The sequence below is a fragment of the Streptomyces sp. NPDC048590 genome, assembly GCF_043199535.1.
Taxonomy (GTDB): domain Bacteria; phylum Actinomycetota; class Actinomycetes; order Streptomycetales; family Streptomycetaceae; genus Streptomyces.
Genome location: NZ_JBICWC010000022.1, coordinates 19,319 through 37,737, shown reverse-complemented (window position 1 = coordinate 37,737; position 18,419 = coordinate 19,319). Strand labels below are relative to the sequence as shown.

Genomic DNA, 18,419 nt, shown 5'->3' with positions numbered 1-18,419 from the left:
CGCCAGAACGGCCCCGATCCCCTCCGGTCTCCCCATACCAGACCAACGAGCCCCACAGATGGAAGCTACGACTTGTTTCCCGGCAAGCCCTAAGAGCTGGCGCCTTCTGCGGAAGCTCCGCTGCAGCACCAACCGCATTACCGCGATCGTCCAGGCCATCCTCGTCCTTCACCACGCGTCAGCGTGAGGTTGGAAAAGGCTCAAGGTCTTCGGCTACCTCACCCGGCCGAGACCCGCCAACGGCACCGACACACCCTCGCGGCATAACCATCGAGTATCCAAGATCACGGGGAAGCTTCACCCGAGATTTGACTCTCCGTAATCAGTCCACGCAAGGGTGTGCCAGAAACCCTCTCGGTTCTGGCACAGATCTTGGGGAGCCGTCGCGGAGCGTTACCTCGATGTTCGATTGCGAGGGACTGGCTCGCGCAAGACGGCGTACCCCCTTGGCGCCTGACGGCCAGAAGTGACGTTCCCTCAGGTGTATTCCGTTCACTGCTGTGGCTGGCTGTGGACGGTGATGGCGCTGGTCATGCAGACCGAGAACCGGAGTGCCGAAACGCCGCGCGCGCGTGGCCTCAGCCCGCGATCGTCGTGACCACCACGCGCTGGGCGTAGGGGGCGCCCTCGAAGTTGTCCACAATCGCAGTGATCTTCACCGGGTCACCCTCACCGAACGGAAGGTGGTCCCCCCACGTGCGGGCTGTGATCGACACGGTGCGCTTCTTCCCGTCACAGGTCAGTTCGGAGGAATGCATCTGTCCCACTCCACGGGGGCTTTCGATCTGCGTGTCCCGTTCATCGGCCAGCCGCCAGGCGTAGCCCAGGGAGAGCGTCGGGGTCGGATCGCAGGAGTAGGTCAGGTCGACCGTGATGCCGTCTTCGTCCTGCGCCGTCGCGGGGGCGTACCTGACCGCGCCCACGGCGACGGTGTTGTCCTTGCCGAAAATGGTCGAGTCATCTCCGGCGAGAGCCGGGGAAGCGCCGGCCAGAGTGCCCGCGACAGCCAGGAGCACGGAGGCAGAGGCGAGGGAGGCACGGCGGCGCACGGCTAACGAGTACATGCTGAACTCTCCTTGTTCACAGACTGTTTGGCGATCCAGTCGTGGATCTTCGCAGTTGCCCGGATACGTGTCCAGGGCGCCTGGTGCGCCTGGTGCGCCTGGTGCGCCTGGTGCGCCTGGTGCGCCTGGTGCGCCTGGTGCGCCTGGTGCGCCTGGTGCGCCTGCGAAGGCATGTCCCCCGGTCATGAACCACCGGACAGAGCATCCAGATCGTTCCGGGAAACGGAGCTCGCTCCTTTCGCTCCGACGGGCTCCCACACGTCCACACGGTCCGCAAGGAAGTCGACAGGCACGGTTTCCGGGACCGCACCGAGCGCAGGCGGATGCCGCGGTGACGGCGACGGGGGTGTGGCGGCTCGGTGGCGTTCCACGTCCTCGCTGCCTTCGCTGCCTTCGCTGCCTTCGCTGCCTTCGACACGAACGAACCCGAGTCCGGACCGGCTTGACTCATCTCTGCGGGGGTGCGGGCCTGCCGCTTCGGCCCGCGGACACGTCCCGTTCGCGCCCGGCGTGACGTTTCCGCCAGTAGGAGAAGACCCGCCTTCGTCGCCGCTGCCTGGGAAGGGTCGGCGAAGTCTGTTCCGTCGAGTGTGGAGGTGGCGCCATGATGGCCGTGGAGCCGAACCGTGTGATGCGTTCTTCGCCGTACTGGTCCGTGATCTGTCATACGACGCTCCGGCGGATCCTTCCCGGATTCGCCGTCTCCTCCCTGGGCGACGGCATGGCCGTGGTGGCGGTCAGCTGGCTGGCGATCGAGTTAGCACCCGCCGCCCACCGCGGTATGTGGGTCGCGTCAGCGGCTGCCGCCTACACCCTGTCAGGGGCGGTGGGCGCGCTGCTGCTCGGCCGCTTTCTTCGTCACCACCGTCCGGACCGGCTCGCGGGCTGGGACGCGGCGCTGCGAGCGGGTGCGCTGGGGGCCATTCCGGTGCTGTACGCCGTAGGCGCCCTCGGCATCGAGGGGTATGTGGCGCTGTTGGCGCTCTCCTCGGTGCTGCACTCCTGGGGGCAGGCGGGTGTCTACACGCTGATCGCCAGGGTGCTGCCGGAGCAAGAGCATCTGGCGGGCAATGCTGTGCTGTCCTGTGTCGGGTCGATCGCCACGGTGGTGGGCCCGCCGCTGGCGACACTGCTGATCACCTTCGCAGGGCCGGCGACGGTGCTGGCGGTGGATGCGACGACGTTCCTGGTCCTGGCGGTCACGTTTCTCGTCCTGGTCCCCGGGGGCGCGGTGCCGGAGCCCGAGGGCGACACCGCGTCACGGAGGGCCGGGTTCGCGGTGATCCGCCGTATCCCCGCTCTGTCGGGGCTCCTCGCGTTGAGTTTCGTGTTCTTCTTTCTCTTCGGTCCGCTGTACGTCGCCCTGCCCCTGCACGTGTCGGACGACCTGGGTGCATCGGCCGGTGTCCTGGCGACGTTCTATACGGCCTTCGGCGTCGGGGCGGTGCTCGGGTCGGTGCTCACCGGCTTCCTCAGCAGGCTGCGGTTGTGGCACGTGACGGTCGGCATCGTGATCGGATTCGGCTCGCTGCTGCTGCCACTGGGCCTCGGTGCGCCGACGACTGTGTCCGTCGTCTGCTTCGGGGCGGCCGGGCTGCTCTGGCCGCCGTACGCGTCGCTCTCGACCGCCCTCTTCCAGCGTTCGGCGCCCAGTACGCTGCTGCCACAGGCCCTTGCTGCGAACTCCGCCGTCAGAGTCCTGTCAGTCCCCCTGGGCACCGCACTCGGCGGACCGCTCGTGGCCGTCCTGGGCCCAGTCGGCGTCCTTCGCCTGTCGGCGGTCGGCATCGCGACGACGGGTGCCGTTGCGGCGGTCGCCCTCGCCCTGCGGGCGGTCCGACGCAGGTGAGGGAGTCCCACTTCGTGGTGCGCGGGGCAGGACGGGCAAGTGCCTGAACGCCCGCTGTGCAGAGCGTCTTGTCTTGGCTCGGCTTCCAGGGCATCGGAAGACCGCTGGCAGCGCTGCCGTCGGTGTGCTCAGTCCGCTCGGCCGGCGTCCCAGGCTCGGGGCCGGCTCAGCCCCTCCCATTCGGGGCGGAGCAGCGAGAACACGGCGAGGTCGTGACGGCGGCCACGATGGAGACAGGCAGAGCGGCTGATGCCTTCGCGCACGAACCCGGATCTGGCGAGGGCGCCGAGGGCCGGAGTGTTGCCGGTGTGTGTCTCTGCCGCGATGCGGTACATCGGGAGTTCACCGAACGCCAGGTCCATCAGCGCGTCGAGGGCTGCGGTGCCGTAGCCCTGCCCACGGTACTGAGCAGCCAGCATCAGCTCGACGTGTGCTGTGCCATCGACGACGTTCTGGCCGGTCAGTGCGGTGTGGCCGATCGGGGTGCCGTCGGGAAGCAGTACGAGGAAGTCGTCGCGATCGTCGTCGTCAGCGTCCCTCTCGATACGCTCGCGCATTGAGGCGAGAGAGAGCGGCCAGATCCCGATCTCATAGGCCGAAACAGGATCGGATCGCCAGCAGTGCAGGAGCTCGGCGTCGCCTGTGTCCACTGCCGCGAGACCCACGGAACTGGCACGCCAGAAAGCCTCTCTTCCGGCCTCCGCGTCATACTCGTCGCCCGCGATCCCGGTCTCTTCGGTCATGAGCGGATGCTATGAGCGTCTGCAAGACGGAACCACTGAATTTTCCGGTGAGCGGCCATGCGCGTCCGGACACCACGGCCGTCCAGAGAAAGGTGGCGCGTGGCCGCGCCTGCGGTCTCAGAGGAAACGGTGCCGGGTCGCCAAGTCTCCGGCGGCGAGGAGTCGTCCCTCCGCAGACCGGTGTTCGGGTCGTCGCGCCGCCGGTGGGGCCCCAGGCCGAAAGACTGTGGCCGAGACGCCCCGACAACCATTCCGGCGCGCAAGGGGTCTCTTGTGCCAGGGCCCATCGGAGCCTTCGGACACAAGCGCGGAGGGCGTCGATGAACGTACGCAAGGTCGCGAAGGGTGTCAGCGAGTTCCTCACGGAGACAGTGGGGGAAATGATCGCCGAGGCAATTCTGGGGCTTCTCGCCTGCGTACTGTTGGGCTGTCTGCTTCTACTCGCCTATATGAGTTGGTCATTTAGTCCACGCTTGACCATCGCGGGGGCCGGGATGCTCAGCCTCTTCCTCGCCCACGGCGCCTGGCAGACCTTCCGCACTCCCGCGAAGAGCCTTCGCCGGGGCCTCGCCGCCGTAACCGCTGCCGGCTTCACCGTCGCGGCGGTTTCGGCCCTTTTCCTCCTCTTCTACGCCACAGACTGCGGCTGTCTGTGAGTCGCCTGCGCTGTTCCGGTCGGTCCTTCTCTCCTCGGGCGTAACGTGCCGACACGGCCCGGGAAGCCCTGACCCGTGTCAGGAGGGGCCCAGCCCCGACGAGCGACGTCGGAGCGCTATCACCTTCTTATACTCTCGGTCGGCCTGTGGACCGGGCCCGACTGCCTCGCGCCATCTGGCAGCGTGTCGCCCAGGTTCCGCCGAGGGACGAGGGGTGGCTGTTCAGTCGCTGCCGGGCCACGGGAAGCCGAGTTCCTCGGCCCGTTCACGGCTGCCTCCGCAGACCTGCGCGTAGGACTTCGGATCCTCTTCAGCCAGCCGGCGCAAGGCGGTGGCGGCCTGGGCTTCGAGCAGGGTGCCGTCGTCCGGGACGGTCCAGCGGAACTGGAGGGGACTGTCGGGCCGTTCCGGAGTGCCAGATGCCAGCCCCGGCACGTACCAGAAGGTCACCTCGGCCTCGTCGGGGCTGTCGAAGCCACTGCTGATCCAGCCTCGGCCCGCGTCCCATCGGCTCAGCAGGTCCGGCTCCTCGATCAGCCCCGCCTTGATCAGGCGGGCGAGCGTGCGAGCGCGCCAGGACCAGGCGCAGTCGGTCTCGGCCCTCTCGATCTCCGCGTCATAGGCGGACGCGTCGAACCGGTAGGAGGGCAGCTCCGGTGCGGGCTCGCGGGAACCCGGCATGGTCTGCCGCCAGTTCTCCCACACCACCTGATCCGCGTCTCGCCGGATGGTGACGTAGAGCGCTCCACAGCACCCCTCGGTGCAGTAGGCCTCGGCGAGTTGCACCTCGTGAGGCTCTGGCCAGGCCCGTAGCCGCCCTTCGTCCAGCAGGTGATCGGGGCTGTGGGCGGGCCCGCGGCCGAACACGGCCGGAACCACCGGGCGGCCTTCGATGAGCACCCGTGTCTCGACGGGGTCCCGGTCAGCGGGGTCGCCGGCCACCACCTGGATATGGAATTCTCTGGTCGCAGCCGGGGACTCGAAGGGCTGCCGTCCAGTACGGCGGAACCAGTCGGCTCGCCTTCGTTGTTCTTTCTCGCTCAGGACGTCATCCGCCACCGCCCATCGGGGTTCGGTCAGCAGTTGTCCGAGCGCTTCCAGCAGTGCCGCGCGCCGCCCGGTGGGCCAGTCCAGCAGCACGCCGGTGCCACTGCTCAGGTCCAGGGCGAGCGACAGCAGCAGGGCAGCGTTGTCGAGGGTGGGCGGCAGAAGACCGGCGCGGCTCACGACGCTGCCGTACAGGCGGAGTACGTCGTGGTATTCGACGAGGTCGGTCGGGGCGTCGCGTGAGCACCCCATGCGGACGAGCAGTCTGCCTGCTCGAGCGAGCAGTGCGGTGTCGGAAGGGTGGCGGTCGAGCAGGTCGGGCAACTGGGACGCTTCCGCGATCCGGCGAGCGACCGAACCGCTGACGAAGCGGGGTGAGGTGGGAAGCGCGACCAGCTCGGGGCGCACTGCCTGCCGGTCCCCTGCCCACAGGGCGCGGACGAAAGGCCACAGTTCGTCGGGGGCGTAGACCGTTAGCCACAGGACCGCCGCGGATCGGCGGTCAAGCAGATCGAGCGCGTTGACCGCAGGGCCGGTGAGCTCTCGGAACAAACCGACGACGGAGAGGTGCTGGACGTCCTCGGGTCCGTGGCCACGGCCCAGCAGGACGATGCCTGCTGTGACGGCAGCAGCGGTGGTACCGGTCCGGATAAGCGCTCGGCCCAGGGCCCGGGCCTCATCCGCTTCCTGAGCCGGCAGTGACAGTCCGGCGATGGTGGGCCTCATCAGGTGCCTGTGGCGATCCTGAATGCCGAGTCGTTCGAAACGGCGATGCAGAGTGGCGGGGTTGTCCGGAAGTGGGCTGAACGCTTCTCGGATGGCGTTTTTCGCCTCGTTCCGAGAAAGAGGGTCCTGCCGTCCTTCGGGCCTCTTGGGCAGAGAGTAACCGCGCCGGGGCGGGACTCCATCGGGAGACTTCCGCAGCAGATGCAGCGCGTGGTCATACAGAGCGATCGAGTGAGTGAGCGCTCTGCGCTCCCCCGGGGCGCTCATCGGGTGAAGTGGGACTCGATTCCATAGGTCATGAGCGCAGTGTGCATGCCGGTCGGCCCCGATGTCGAAGGAATTCTTGAGGCCCGAGCGGCCTCCGGCGTCTTCGACTCGTATCGGTCCACGCGCCGGGCCTCACCGATCCCGCCTCTCCACCGTGGGACTCGTACTCCTGCCCGCACCCGTGGCGGCTCGAGCGGTGTTCCGGGCGGCCTGCCATCCGGCCCGAGCCCGGGTCTCGGCCTCGTGGACCGACGGGTGTTGGTCGGCGATCCGGGCACACAGAGCCTGTTCGGTATTCGCGTCGGCGGCCTCCCGGCAGCGTGCCGCGTTCTCCGGACGTCGACCGGAGTACGTTGCTCCCACATCTCCACGGGCCGGGCCGCGAGACAGTCGACGTCCGGTGCCTGCCGGTGGGTGATGCCCAGGACTGGGGCGTACGGACTCGGCCCGGGAATCTCCTCTACCTACGTCGGCAAGCTCGTCGTCATGTCCTTGCAGATGTGTGTCGGTGTCGCCCGCTTCCTCGCCGTGTCCGAGAGCGACCGGATCCAGTTCAAGGCCGTACCGGGCGGCTGCCCCGAGCTGGACGTACTCACCAGGCATGTGCGCTCTTTCGCCCACATGCTCACCTGGGAACGGTCCCAAGGGCAGAGACTCGAAGTGTTGATGAGAAGGAGCAGCACATCGGCAGCCTGTGTATCTGAATCGTCGGAAGGATCACGCTGCGAGGCGGCGCTTCCACCAGGGATCTGTGGGTGGAGAGAAGGGATCTGGCAGGGTCCGCGTCAAGAAGCGGTCGTCCAGGGGAGCCACCGCTCCGAGAAGTTCACGGCGCGCCTTGCGAGTCATGGTCGAGGCGGCGCCCTGTAGCAGTGTTCGCGCGTGCCCGTCCCGCCAGAGAGTGGTTCCCCGCCCGTGGTTGGGGCCGTGGTCGGGCCATGGATTGAGCGCCAGAGCCCATGCCCGGAATGCGTGGGCGACGTGACCTGGAGGCAATCGGTGCTGTATTTCGAACTGTGCGATCTGCCGGTTCGTCGCGGTGGACAGACCAGGGATGACCTGTCGACTTCTGGCGTTCCTGCGACGGGGTTGTGCGGTTCTGATCTCGCCCGGTGACCGGCGAGGCATGGGCACTTCCAGTGGTGAAGACGAGTGACCGTCTGACGCTGGGCGGCGTCGGTTCGAAGAGTACGCGGTCATCAGTGCCGACGATGGCTGTCACCCTTCGTCGCCACCGGTCACGGGACAGAGCCACGCCTGGCGTACACCCGCAGCCGGGCGGCGGCGGCCCGGGGGCGGGTCAGGCTCCGGGGGCCGGTTGGACCGGGGTGGGCCCGTTGGCGGGTGCGATGCTGCGGCGGCGTGCGAGCAGGACGACGATCAGCACCACCTGCCAGAGCACGGACAGAATCATGGCCGGCGAGAGCTCCGGGTCGGCGCCGACGCTGTTGGAGATCAAGCTGAAGTTCCACAGGCCGTGGACCCGCATCCGCAGCAGCAGGGTGACGCGACGGGCGGCTCCGTTCGACGTGCGCTGACGATGGCGGGCGGCGCCCGAGATCACAAACCATCTGCATCCTTGCGTACGGCACGGCGGCCGGACCCGCGGTCGTCGCGTCGGACAGCCCTCGCTCGTTCCTCCGACCGCCGAAGTACCGGCGGCGGCCCGGCGTCCGCCTACCTAGTGACAGCGTCCGGGGAGAACCTGGCGTGCACGCTGACGGCGTAGCCGCATCCCTCGATGTAGGGATCGCCGCCCCAGGTGGCATAGCGCCGGTGCAGGGCGAGTCCGGCATCGGCGCACCACTGGTCGAACTCCGTCAGTGTCAGTGGCGGTTCCTCCAGAGGAAGGTGGGCGGCGTCCAGGCCCATCCCTGTGACCAGGAGGCCGCCGTCGCCAAGCACCGCGGCCAGTTGCCGGATGACGGCGGACTCACTGCCTGGGGCGAGCAGCGGAATGACGTTTCCGGCGGCGAGTACCAAGTCGTACTCCGGCTCGAGATCGAGGCGCTCCAGCCGGGCAAGGTCTCCGAGTAGCCACGCCTGCTCAGGAGCAGTGCGGCGGGCAACGGCGAGCATCGAGGAGTCGATGTCCACGCCGGTGCACCGATATCCCAACTGCGAGAGGCGGATCGCGATCCGTCCGGTGCCGCAACCGGCGTCGAGTACCCGGGCGGAAGGCTGTAGCAGCGCGTCGCAGAAGGCCGCCTCGCCGTGCATGTCCTGGCCTGATTCGGCGAGCTGTGCGAATCGCCGGGCGTACTCCTCCCCGGCCTGCCCGCCGGTGAGTTCCGCCCAGCGGTCCTGTTGCCCAGTCATCTTCATTGTGCCTTTCGATGGTTCCGATGAGGGGTAAGGTCCGTCCCGTCGAACGTGCGGAGCCTGGTCCCCTTCGAAGCGCTTCCCGCGATCACCGGGCAGCACCCGTGCGCCGGCTGTCGAGGTAACTGATCAGCTTCACTTCGCTGCGCAGCAGTCGGTCGCGGTCGTCCGCCGGGAGGGACTCCAGCAAATCGATGAGAGCCTCGCTCCGGGGGACATGGACCATCGCACTTGAGTACACCCTGCATCGGGGGCACCAACCCAGGTGGACGCACCGCTCGTACGACGCCGAGGCGGACGGGTGGATTCGGAATCGGTAGGTGCGGGCCTCTGCGCCGCAATCGCCGCAGGTCCACCGACCGGCATCTCTGGACGTCTTCCATGTCGGGTTCTTGACCCATCGCTGCTGCCCGGTTCGTGCTCTTCACGTGTTCATGTGCGACATGATCTCTCAGCTTCCCACCGTCCGGCCACCTCGATCTCTGCGTCCCTTCCTTCGCGCCGCACCGGCCATCGGTCCAGCCGCTGCCTGGGGCAGGCGTGGGGCGCCGCGATGGTCCCGTTCCGGCGTCCGACTCGTTCCACTTCCCGGGCATCCAGGGCGTTCCGCGGGGACGTACAGAGGTGAGCTGCCGATCTGCACGCGTTGCAGTCACTTGATCGCCTTGTGCACGGCAGGGTTACCCGGCGAAACGGCCGGTGCGACGTCTGCCGGCGTCCCGGTGTCAGACCCCGCCGAACGTAAGGGCGGGACGGCAGCGGGGAAACGGCACCCGAGGTGCGGAGCCGGAATCATGGGGGCGGCGGTGGCGACGGAATCGCGTCATGGGCGGGCGTCGCAATCTCCTCCCGGAGCCGGGCATGGGCGGCGTGTCTCGGTGGCCGCGGCGACGTCTCACCAGACTCTCAGGCCCACATGGTCTCGCGCCGGTTCTTCAGCATGGATTACTCGCGTCAGCCGACGCGTGGACCCGTGCGTGCTGCCGGGGGTCACCCTGTCGATTCGTCCGGCGTGGGGTGTTCCGGGTGAACCCCGGCATTTCGGGCGGAGTCGCGGCCCGAACCAGCCTCGTCGGGATCAGGCCCACCACTGTCGGCGCCCGCACCCTGATCGTCTCGCGCCCGCTGCACACCCGGCGGCAGCGTCACGTCAAGAGCGTCCTCGCTGTCCTGGACCTGTTGGTCCGGCATGTCGGCGGGTATCGGCGGCGGGCTCGCCTCGGCTCCCGAGTAGACGACTCCATCGGGCCTGCGGTCGGTCATGGCGATGCTCCTGTGTCTCGGTGCCCGGCCTCGTTCCGGGCTGGTGTCGCAGGTCGCGTACCCACGTGGCGCGGAACGACGCCCGCCTGTCGACCGCACCTCGCCTCCGTCCGCAGTGATGCGCGCCACGCCCCCGCCAGACAGCGAAGGCCCGCGATCGCCCACCAGGCCTGCGATCCCGGGGATCGGCAGCAGCTGGCAGGCACCTCCTTTACCGTGCCGAAACCTCTGACTTACCTCAGATTTGTTTTCGCAAGACGTGCATCGCTGCCAGAATCACAGGGTTCCTGATCATGCGCCTTGAGCCATCGTCCGGCGCCTCCCCCCACGGAGACCGGGCCGGGACCGACCATTTTCCCCTCACAAAGGCGACACCCATCCAATGAGTGACGGCAGCACCACAGCAGCCGATCGGCTCGCCGCGGACTCCTCCGCGGCCGGCTCCCCCCACGTGGACGCCGGTGATGCCGGCTACAGCAAGGACCTCAAGTCCCGACACATCAACATGATCGCGATCGGCGGTGCGATCGGCACCGGACTCTTCCTCGGTGCCGGCGGCCGCCTCGCCGACGCCGGGCCGTCGCTCGCGATCGCCTATGCCGTCTGCGGCGTGTTCGCGTTCTTCGTCGTGCGCGCGCTGGGTGAACTGATCCTCTACCGTCCGTCGTCCGGTGCCTTCGTGTCCTACGCCCGCGAGTTCATGGGCGAGAAGGGTGCGTTCGCGGCGGGCTGGCTGTACTTCCTGAACTGGTCGACGACCGCCGTAGCGGACATCACCGCGGCAGCCACGTACGCGCATTTCTGGGGCATGTTCAGCGACATCCCGCAGTGGGTCCTCGCGCTGATCGCCCTGGCCGTGGTACTCACGGCCAACTTGATCTCGGTGAAGTACTTCGGCGAGATGGAATTCTGGTTCGCGATCATCAAGGTGGCGGCCTTGGTCGCCTTCATGCTGATCGGGATCTTCCTGGTGGTGACGCAGCATCCGGTGGACGGCCACACCCCTGGAATCTCCACTGTTTCGGACACAGGCGTCTTTCCCGTCGGCACGCTCCCGATGCTCCTCGTGATCCAGGGCGTCGTCTTCGCGTACGCGTCCGTGGAACTGTGCGGAGTCGCCGCGGGCGAGACCGAGAATCCCGAGCAGATCATGCCCAGGGCCATCAACTCCATCATGTGGCGAGTAGGCCTGTTCTACGTCGGCTCGGTGGTGCTTCTCGCACTGCTGCTGCCCTACACCTCCTACTCCGGGGACCAGAGCCCCTTCGTCACGGTCATGGACAAGATCGGCGTGCCGGGGGCGGCCGGGGTGATGAACCTGGTAGTCCTGACCGCCGCACTGTCGAGCCTGAACTCCGGGCTCTACTCGACCGGCCGCATCCTGCGCTCCATGGCTCTGTCGGGCTCCGCACCCCGGTTCACCGGTCTGATGAACAAGGGGCAGGTTCCCTACGGCGGCATCCTGCTGACCGCGGGCTTCGGCGTGCTGGGCGTGGCCCTGAACTATGTCGTCCCCGGCCAGGCGTTCGAGATCGTGCTGAACTTCGCGTCCATCGGGATCCTCGGCACGTGGGGCATGATCATGCTCTGCTCCCTGGTGTTCTGGCACCGGGCGCAGGACGGACGGGTCACCCGGCCGGGGTATCGCCTGCCGTGGGCCCCGTACACACAGATCGTCACTCTGCTGTTCCTCGTGGGCGTGGCCTTCCTCATGTGGTGGGGAGGCGGCGTCGGCCGGACCACCGTCATGTTCCTGCCGCTGATCGCGGCAGCCCTGGTGGGCGGTTGGTTCCTCGTCCGTGGCCGGGTCGCCCGCATGGCAAAGGTCTCACCACAGGACGTCTGATCCCTTCTGTTCCCCGGTCGGCCAGGTGCCGCTCCGGCCGGGGGACGATGCCTCATTCGGGCACGGACCGAGGGAACCACCTACGCAGTTCGAGACGCGGGGCTACGGTCCGGATGCGCCTGCTCCTCTCCTCGATCCGCCTCGCGACCACCCCCACCGGCTGCTCGCTCCACCGGACTGCCTGACAGCCGGACCGTCACGAGCGAGTCGGCGGTGAACGCCGACGCCTTTGCGCGCCCTGCCCCGGCGGGACGCCGGGCACTGGCCGGCCTCGGCACGCCGTCGGCCGAGCTGGATGCGCGTTCTTACTTCGAAGTGCCTCGCCGAGGAGATCGGCGAGGCACTTCCTCACTCACCGACCCGGCAGCCCCGGTGTGGGGCCTGGGCGTAAACTCGGCTCGGCGTCTACGGGGTGGGGACGGATGACGGACAGGACAGCTCAGCGGTGGGCCTCGGCCCTCGATTCCGTGGTGGTGTACGGGCAGGGCGCGGTCTGCCGACGCGTGGCCAGGGGCACGTTGCCGGAGAACGGCAGGGTGCGCGTGACGGGGCTCCCTCGTTCGCTGGACCGGAGTTCTCTGCGGGCCCGCGTCCCACGCGTGCCCGGGGCCCGGGTCAGCGAGGCACGGGTGGAGATCGAAGCCCGGCCTCACGACGCGTCCGCCCTGGACAGGCTGCGGCGCGAGGTCGAGGAACTGACCGAGAAACACGCTGCGTTGCTCCAGCGCAGGAACCACGTGCTCCGCCTGGTCGAGGAACTGAGGGCTCTGCGTCCGTCGCCTCCGCCGCGCAGGAAGGAAGATCCGCACCGGCAGGCCCCCGTCGAGGCGTGGCTGGAGCTTGCCGGCTTCGTGGATGTGCGGCTGACCGGCCGCCACTCGCTGCTCGTGGGAATCGAGGAGGAGCTGCGCGTAGCGGAGCACGAGTTGAGTGTGGCCGCGGACAGGCTGGCCCGGGCGTCCACCGACGCGCCTCCCGCTCATGTGGACACCACGGTCTCGGCCCTCGTGGTGATCGAGGTCCCGGACGGAGGTACGGAGCCCGACGCTGAGGTGGAGCTCGAAGTCGAGTACGAGGTGCCGGGTGCAGTCTGGGTGCCGGCCTACCGCCTCCTGCACCGGCGTGGCGAGAACGCGGGCCGTCTGGTCATGCGCGCCTCGATCGCCCAGCGCACCGGTGAGGACTGGACGGGGGTCTCCATCGGCCTGGCCACGGCGGATCTGCGACGTGGCACCGACCTGCCCAGGCTGCGCTCGCTTCGCATCGGCCGACGCCAGCCGTCCGCCGAGGCATCGGGCTGGCGGGAGCCACCGCCGGGGCTTGCCGACCTCTTCAGCGGATACGACGCTGCGGGCCCACGCACCGCTCCGGTGTCCGATGCCCTGCCCGTAGCGGCCGGACCGCCCGTGGTAGCCGGACCGCCCGCACCCCAGGGCTACGGCGGGCCGCCGCCCGTACCCCCCGCTCCCCCGACGGGCGTACCCGCCCCAGCCGCGAGGGCGCGCACGGCTGCCGGCTGGGGGTCCGAACAGGCCTTTGCCGCCGCGCCGTTGGCGCCGGCAGCCCCCGGCGCCCCAGGGGCGCCACCTCCGCCGCCCGATGCCCCGGTTCCGCCTCCGGCGGGCAACGGGATGCGTCCCGGCGACGACGAACTCGACTACGCCGCACTGGTCCTGTGCGGGCCTGAAGAGCCTTCGGCCCGCAGGGGCAGGATCTTCCCGGGCTCGGCCGTCGATCCGGTCGCCGCCGAGCAACGTCGGCTCGCCGACTCGGTGTCACGGTTGCGGCTGCCGGGGCACGCCGTCCGGCCCAAGGAGTCGGCCGGCTCCTTCGACCACCGCTTCGATGCGGCTGCCCGTGCCGACATACCGTCGGACGGCTCCTGGCACACCGTCACCGTCGGCGAGATCACCGTCGGCACACGCACCGAGCACCTGTGCGTACCGTCGGTCGAGGAGACCGTCTACGCGACGCTGGTACTCACCAACGCGACCGATCAGGCGCTGCTGGCCGGGCCGGTCGAGGTCACGGTCGACGACGAGTTCCTCCTGACCGCCGCCCTTCCTACGCTTGCACCCGGCGGTGTCCGCCGGCTGGGTCTCGGGCCGGCCGAGGGCATCCAGGTGACCCGCCGGACGAACCTCCGGGAGTCCACCTCGGGGCTGCGCAACAACGTCACCGTGCTCGACCACCGCGTGCACGTGGAGATCGCCAACCGGCTGGGCGGGCCTGTCTCGGTGGAGGTGCAGGAGCGAGTCCCCGTCACATCCGACGCCGATGTCCGGATCGAGGAGCGGGCCGACTGGGCAGTCCTGGAGGAGGATCTCGGCCCGGATCCCCATGCTCCCGGTACCCGGGCCTGGCGCCTCGAGCTGCCCGCCGGAGGAACCGCCGTCCTCGACGGCGGGTACGAGATCCGCATCCCGGCCGGCAAGGCCCTCGCCGGTGGCAACCGCAGGAGCTGACACACCTTGACCACGTCAACCCCCGGCACCCTCCCTCTTCCCGTCACCGCTGTGACCTGCCTGGAGGACCGTGCCCAGGTCGAGAGGACCACTGTCCTCGACCTGACAGCAGGCGTCCAGCGGTTCCGCCTCGGGCCGGTGACCGCACTCGCCGTCGACCGGACTCTTCACGCTGAACTGACGGCAGATCACTCCGCGAACGTGCTCGACGCGCGCATCGTCCGGACGTGGACGCCCCGCGGGCCCTTGCCTGATGCCGAGGCAGATTCCGCTCTGCGTGGGCGGGTGCACGCTCTGACGGAGGAGCAGCGGACCCTGCGCCTGAGGCGGGACCGCCTGCTGTCCCGCCGGGACCTGCTCGAAGGCCTGGCATCCGATCTCCTGCGGGACATCGCCGAGGCGACCGGCTCCGGTGACACCGACGCTCCGCGGTGGACGCGGGAGATGGACCGGGTCGACGATGAACGCGGTCTGTGCGGGGAGGAGTTGCGCTCCGTGGACTCCCGCCTGTCGGCCCTCGACGATGAGCTGAACCTGGTCCAGCAGTCCCTGCTCGTCTCCGAGACGGAGCCTCCCGAACTGCTCGGTCATGTCGAACTGACCGTGGAGAGCTCCGCCGCGGGGCCCGCCGACCTGCTGCTGAGCCATCTCGTACCGTGCGCGCTGTGGCGGCCCGCCTACCGGGCCGCGCTCGGTGACGGTTCACTGACCCTGGAGACCGACGCCATGGTCTGGCAGCGCACCGGCGAGAACTGGAACGGTGTACGGCTGACTCTTTCGACGGCCCGCTCCGCCCTCGCCGGCGATCCGCCTCGTCTGAGGGAGGACCGACTGACGCTCGTCGACCGCTCCCCCGAGGAACGCCGCTCGGTTCAGGTGGAACTGAGGGAGGAGGAGGTCGGAGCCATCAGAGGTGCGTCACCGACCGGACTGCCCGGAGTCGACGACGGTGGTGAGACCCAGGTGCTCCGGGCTCCGTCGGGCGTCTCGGTCCGCTCGGACGGACGAGCGCACCGGGTGCCGCTGTCCGCCTTCACGACGACCGAACGTTCCGAGTACGCCTGTTCGCCGGAGCTGTCGCCCCTGATCACCCAGGTGGCTCGGTTCGACAACCGGTCGGGGCACGCGCTGCTCGCGGGTCCCGTGGACCTGGTGCGAGGCGGTGGATCCGCCGGGCGCGGCAGGCTGGACTTCACCACCCCGGGCGCAGGCGTCGAACTGGCCTTCGGCAGCTGCGACGACCAACGAGTGGCCCGTCACGTCGAGGAGACGCGGGACACCACGGGGATCACGCAACGGACCGTCATCACCCGCACCGTCACGCTTTGTCTGTCGCGCTTCTCCGCCCCGGGCGAGCGGGGCGACCGGGTGATCGCGCTGCGGGAGCGTCTACCGGTCTCCGAGGTCTCTGCCGTGGAGGTGAGCCTGCGCAAGGAGGCGTGCTCCCCTCGGCCCGAATCGGTGGACGCCGAAGGAATCGTCCACTGGGAGATACCCTTGCCGCCCGGGGGCCGTCGCACGGTCACCCTCGTCTACGACATCTCGGCGGGCGCGAAGGTGACCGGGCTCTGAGCCCGGCTCCCTCGCAGGACGTGTAGTCCAGGTGCGCCGACGACGGGACGTGTACGTCCCGGTACGTGGGCGACGATCCATTGCGCGCTCTCCGGCAGCCAGGTCGCGAGAACGGTCGCCCGTGGCACCGGCGAGCGCCACCGGCTCACGGGTGGGCGTCACGCTCCGGTCCGGGCGGCGCGGGAGGGCGGGTCGCCGTCTCCTCGATCCGGGTGAGCCGGCGGCCGATGTCCATCATCCACATCTCAAGGTCGACGGCCCGCGGTGACGTGGTGTGGCCGGGGTCCGGCGTCGTGGCCGGAGCCGCCGGATCGCCGAGGAGCCGATGGGAGATTCTGGACGCCTGCGACCGCAAGGCCTCGGCGGTGCTGCGGACGCGGTCCTCAGCCGGGCCGGGCGGGCCGGATGCCGGGCGCAGACCGTAGCGTGGGAGACGGTGCGCGCCTTGGAGCATCAGGCCGGCCGTGATGAGAACCGCGTGCCAGTCCGGGTCGTCCGCGTCCGTGGCCGGCCTGGACTCGCTGCGGAACTGGGTGTATGCCGCTTCGGCCAGCCGGAGCCGGTGGAGGCTGGGCATGGTCCGTACCACCGGTGGAGACAGAGGTGCGGGGGTCATCAGGACCGCTGCCGTCTGCGGCACGAGGCTTCCGCAGGCGTACAACAGGTCTGCCATGGCCCGCCGCACCTCGCGTCGGGCCCCGGCCGGCCACGCGAGAAGCACACACAGCAGCCCCACCGCGCTGCCGGTGGCGACGTCGATCATCCTCTGCTCGGACAACTGCCAGGTGACCGGCGCCAACTGGGCGAAGGCGGTCGCCACGACCAGAGTGAACATCCCCTGGGTGCACGCGATCCCCAGCATCGGCCCCACGGAGAACCCCACCAGCATCACGGGCACGAGCAGCGCCGCGTAAGCGTCGGTGCGCGATCCCAGATCGATCAGGAGCGCCCCGGCCACCAGCGCCCCGACCGCGTTGCCGACGAGAGCCCGACGGACCGCCTGCCATGTCGCTCCCGCCGTCGTACGCCCGAGCGTCAGTACGGCGAGCAGTACCCAGAAGCCGTGCTCAAGGTCGAGCGAACCGGCCACCAGCCGGGCCGCGGCGAGACCGAGGGCCGTCCGAACGGCGTTCTGGAGGAGCACCGAGCGCAGGGTGATGTTTCCGAGGATCCGCCGCACCCACAGGCGTGGGGTCGAGAGTTCGGCGTACCAGAACTCGTCGCGCGGAACGGGAGGATCCTCGGGCCTGCCGTTCACGGCGATGCCGATGGCGATCTCGGCCGCCCGCGCCGATTCGGCGATCTCCAGCACCGTTGACTGCCGTCGCAGCGCCTCGGCCGACGGCCGGCCGGCCGGGAAGGGTTCGGGGGGCAGAGAGATCAGGCGGACGCGTTCGGCCTGGAAGCCGCGCATCGCTTGCTCCAGTGCCCCGGAGACCGGCGGTCCGTTCCCGAGGCGCAGCGTTCTCGTGCAGGAGTCGCACACCTCGGCGACCTGGCCGAGGAGCGCGGCGGACGCCTCGTCGTCCGCCGGCGGCCCATCGGCCGCCGCGGCCAGCTGGTCCAGCATCCGACGTACCGAGCGGCCCGCCTGTTCCAACCCACGGTGTGTCCGCCCCGCTCCCGCCGGGCGTTCCGACGGGGGCAGGCGGGAGAGTCTCAGGCTCGATCCCGCCTCGCGCAGTTGGTCCGGCGCGATGCCCCCGGCACCGATGGAACGGGCTGCCGTGTCGAGTGCGATCGCGAGGCGCTCCCGGTACGAGGCGGTCGGCGGGTCGGGCAGCAGAATCTGCGCCAGAGCGAGCAGCAGCATGCCCACGGCCAGTCCCGCCAGCCGCTCCGCGAGCGCTTCGGGGGCGTACGGCGGGAAGCAGGCCAGGATGTAGAAGAGCTGGAGCCCGGGAGCCGCACCCGCTACGCGTGGTCCGCCCACGGCCGCGAAAGCCAGCACGAAGCCGAGCACCAGCATTCCCGCGGTCGCGGCCCAGGTGTTGACGGCGAGCAACGTTCCCAGGACGACCAGCAGGATCGCGAGGGGGAGGACCCGGAGCAGGACGACCGCCTGTCGGCGGCCGGTGCCCGGGACGGCCGAGAGCAGACCGATCGCGATCGGCGCGAAGAGTGCGTACAGGGCGGCGGCGGGAAGACCGGCGGCGTAGCGCAGGGCGTAGAAGCCCGTGCAGGCCGCTGCGGTCACTCTGAGCGATCTGCGGAGGACGGCCGCGTCGGGTGCCTCAAGTGTCATGCGCAAGGTCCGTCCGGGACGGGCCGCTCCGAGCGTTCACCCCGCCGGTCGCAGGGCCGGGGGCGACGGATCGCCGGCGTCGACGATGCCTGGTTCAACATGGCGCGGCGTTCCTCTCCCGGCGCGTCGGCCACCTCGCACGACCGGCCCGTCTCTCCGCCCGCCATTGTGAGTGCGCGAAGGGCCACTCGCCCCGACGACTCGCGGGCGGTTCGGGTGCCCCCTCCGGACGATGTCCGGGCATGCGGTGGGCCCCCCCCCGGGGCCCGGGGGGGGGCCCCCCGCCACCCCCCCCCCCGCGGGGGGCCCCCCCGGGGGGTATGCGCCCCCCCGGGGGGGGCGGGACCACCCCCC

General features: G+C 69.6%; 13 protein-coding genes and 1 pseudogene. 6 read left to right on the top strand and 8 right to left on the bottom strand.

From position 1 onward, the window contains the following. A pseudogene (locus tag ACGFNN_RS34835) lies at nt 1-187 on the top strand (hypothetical protein); the annotation flags it as partial. 391 nt (nt 188-578) lie between these two features. On the opposite strand, the gene ACGFNN_RS34830 reads toward ACGFNN_RS34835, so the two are convergent. Continuing rightward, on the bottom strand, nt 579-1,064 hold the full coding sequence (locus ACGFNN_RS34830; protein ID WP_393561938.1) for a hypothetical protein: 486 nt from the start codon (nt 1,062-1,064) through the stop codon (nt 579-581). 631 nt (nt 1,065-1,695) lie between these two features. On the opposite strand from ACGFNN_RS34830, the gene ACGFNN_RS34825 reads away from it, so the two are divergent. Then, nucleotides 1,696-2,913, top strand: coding sequence for an MFS transporter (locus ACGFNN_RS34825; protein WP_393561937.1), 1,218 nt, complete (start codon nt 1,696-1,698; stop codon nt 2,911-2,913). Between the two features lie 128 nt (nt 2,914-3,041). Here the strand turns inward: ACGFNN_RS34825 and ACGFNN_RS34820 are convergent, their stop codons facing one another. Continuing rightward, a complete protein-coding gene (locus tag ACGFNN_RS34820) occupies nt 3,042-3,656 on the bottom strand; it encodes a GNAT family N-acetyltransferase (protein WP_393561936.1) in 615 nt (204 codons plus the stop codon). A 320-nt stretch (nt 3,657-3,976) separates the two neighbouring features. Between ACGFNN_RS34820 and ACGFNN_RS34815 the strand changes: the two genes are divergently transcribed. Next, a complete protein-coding gene (locus tag ACGFNN_RS34815; protein ID WP_393561935.1) occupies nt 3,977-4,312 on the top strand; it encodes a lysine transporter LysE in 336 nt (111 codons plus the stop codon). Between the two features lie 222 nt (nt 4,313-4,534). Here ACGFNN_RS34815 and ACGFNN_RS34810 read toward each other — a convergent pair whose 3' ends face one another. The 5 genes from ACGFNN_RS34810 to ACGFNN_RS34790 all read right to left on the bottom strand — a co-directional run bounded on the left by ACGFNN_RS34810 (nt 4,535) and on the right by ACGFNN_RS34790 (nt 9,937). Continuing rightward, the gene (locus ACGFNN_RS34810) at nt 4,535-6,085 is read right to left on the bottom strand and encodes a hypothetical protein (RefSeq protein WP_393561934.1); all 1,551 of its coding nucleotides are present in this window, start codon (nt 6,083-6,085) and stop codon (nt 4,535-4,537) included. A 1,567-nt stretch (nt 6,086-7,652) separates the two neighbouring features. After that, entirely contained in the window at nt 7,653-7,916 is a 264-nt protein-coding gene (locus ACGFNN_RS34805) for a hypothetical protein (RefSeq protein WP_393561933.1), read from the bottom strand. Nucleotides 7,917-8,029: 113 nt separating this feature from the next. Next, nucleotides 8,030-8,671 carry a class I SAM-dependent methyltransferase gene (locus ACGFNN_RS34800; RefSeq protein WP_393561932.1) on the bottom strand — a complete coding sequence of 214 codons (642 nt, stop codon included), beginning with the start codon at nt 8,669-8,671 and terminating at the stop codon, nt 8,030-8,032. Nucleotides 8,672-8,762: 91 nt separating this feature from the next. Beyond that, nucleotides 8,763-8,900: a hypothetical protein gene (locus ACGFNN_RS34795; RefSeq protein WP_393561931.1), complete on the bottom strand. Its 138-nt coding sequence runs from the start codon at nt 8,898-8,900 to the stop codon at nt 8,763-8,765. Between the two features lie 764 nt (nt 8,901-9,664). Further along, a complete protein-coding gene (locus ACGFNN_RS34790; RefSeq protein WP_393561930.1) occupies nt 9,665-9,937 on the bottom strand; it encodes a hypothetical protein in 273 nt (90 codons plus the stop codon). A gap of 382 nt (nt 9,938-10,319) precedes the next feature. On the opposite strand from ACGFNN_RS34790, the gene ACGFNN_RS34785 reads away from it, so the two are divergent. From ACGFNN_RS34785 to ACGFNN_RS34775, 3 genes are all read left to right on the top strand, one after another. Further along, nucleotides 10,320-11,783 (top strand): amino acid permease, encoded by a 1,464-nt coding sequence (locus ACGFNN_RS34785; protein ID WP_393561929.1) that lies wholly within the window; start codon nt 10,320-10,322, stop codon nt 11,781-11,783. Between the two features lie 422 nt (nt 11,784-12,205). After that, complete coding sequence (locus ACGFNN_RS34780; RefSeq protein ID WP_393561928.1) at nt 12,206-14,248, top strand: DUF4139 domain-containing protein; 2,043 nt, start codon at nt 12,206-12,208, stop codon at nt 14,246-14,248. Nucleotides 14,249-14,254: 6 nt separating this feature from the next. Beyond that, complete coding sequence (locus ACGFNN_RS34775; RefSeq protein ID WP_393561927.1) at nt 14,255-15,820, top strand: DUF4139 domain-containing protein; 1,566 nt, start codon at nt 14,255-14,257, stop codon at nt 15,818-15,820. A 145-nt stretch (nt 15,821-15,965) separates the two neighbouring features. Here the strand turns inward: ACGFNN_RS34775 and ACGFNN_RS34770 are convergent, their stop codons facing one another. Next, the gene (locus tag ACGFNN_RS34770) at nt 15,966-18,065 is read right to left on the bottom strand and encodes an FUSC family protein (RefSeq protein WP_393561926.1); all 2,100 of its coding nucleotides are present in this window, start codon (nt 18,063-18,065) and stop codon (nt 15,966-15,968) included. Nucleotides 18,066-18,419 lie beyond the last annotated feature (354 nt).

Coding starts and splice junctions, on each gene's coding strand:
- ACGFNN_RS34790 (WP_393561930.1), bottom strand. CDS start 9,937: ATGACCGACCGCAGGCCCGATGGAGTCGTCTACTCGGGAGCCGAGGCG.
- ACGFNN_RS34825 (WP_393561937.1), top strand. CDS start 1,696: ATGCGTTCTTCGCCGTACTGGTCCGTGATCTGTCATACGACGCTCCGG.
- ACGFNN_RS34820 (WP_393561936.1), bottom strand. CDS start 3,656: ATGACCGAAGAGACCGGGATCGCGGGCGACGAGTATGACGCGGAGGCC.
- ACGFNN_RS34800 (WP_393561932.1), bottom strand. CDS start 8,671: ATGACTGGGCAACAGGACCGCTGGGCGGAACTCACCGGCGGGCAGGCC.
- ACGFNN_RS34830 (WP_393561938.1), bottom strand. CDS start 1,064: ATGTACTCGTTAGCCGTGCGCCGCCGTGCCTCCCTCGCCTCTGCCTCC.
- ACGFNN_RS34810 (WP_393561934.1), bottom strand. CDS start 6,085: ATGAGGCCCACCATCGCCGGACTGTCACTGCCGGCTCAGGAAGCGGAT.
- ACGFNN_RS34815 (WP_393561935.1), top strand. CDS start 3,977: ATGAACGTACGCAAGGTCGCGAAGGGTGTCAGCGAGTTCCTCACGGAG.
- ACGFNN_RS34785 (WP_393561929.1), top strand. CDS start 10,320: ATGAGTGACGGCAGCACCACAGCAGCCGATCGGCTCGCCGCGGACTCC.
- ACGFNN_RS34795 (WP_393561931.1), bottom strand. CDS start 8,900: ATGGTCCATGTCCCCCGGAGCGAGGCTCTCATCGATTTGCTGGAGTCC.
- ACGFNN_RS34770 (WP_393561926.1), bottom strand. CDS start 18,065: ATGACACTTGAGGCACCCGACGCGGCCGTCCTCCGCAGATCGCTCAGA.
- ACGFNN_RS34780 (WP_393561928.1), top strand. CDS start 12,206: ATGACGGACAGGACAGCTCAGCGGTGGGCCTCGGCCCTCGATTCCGTG.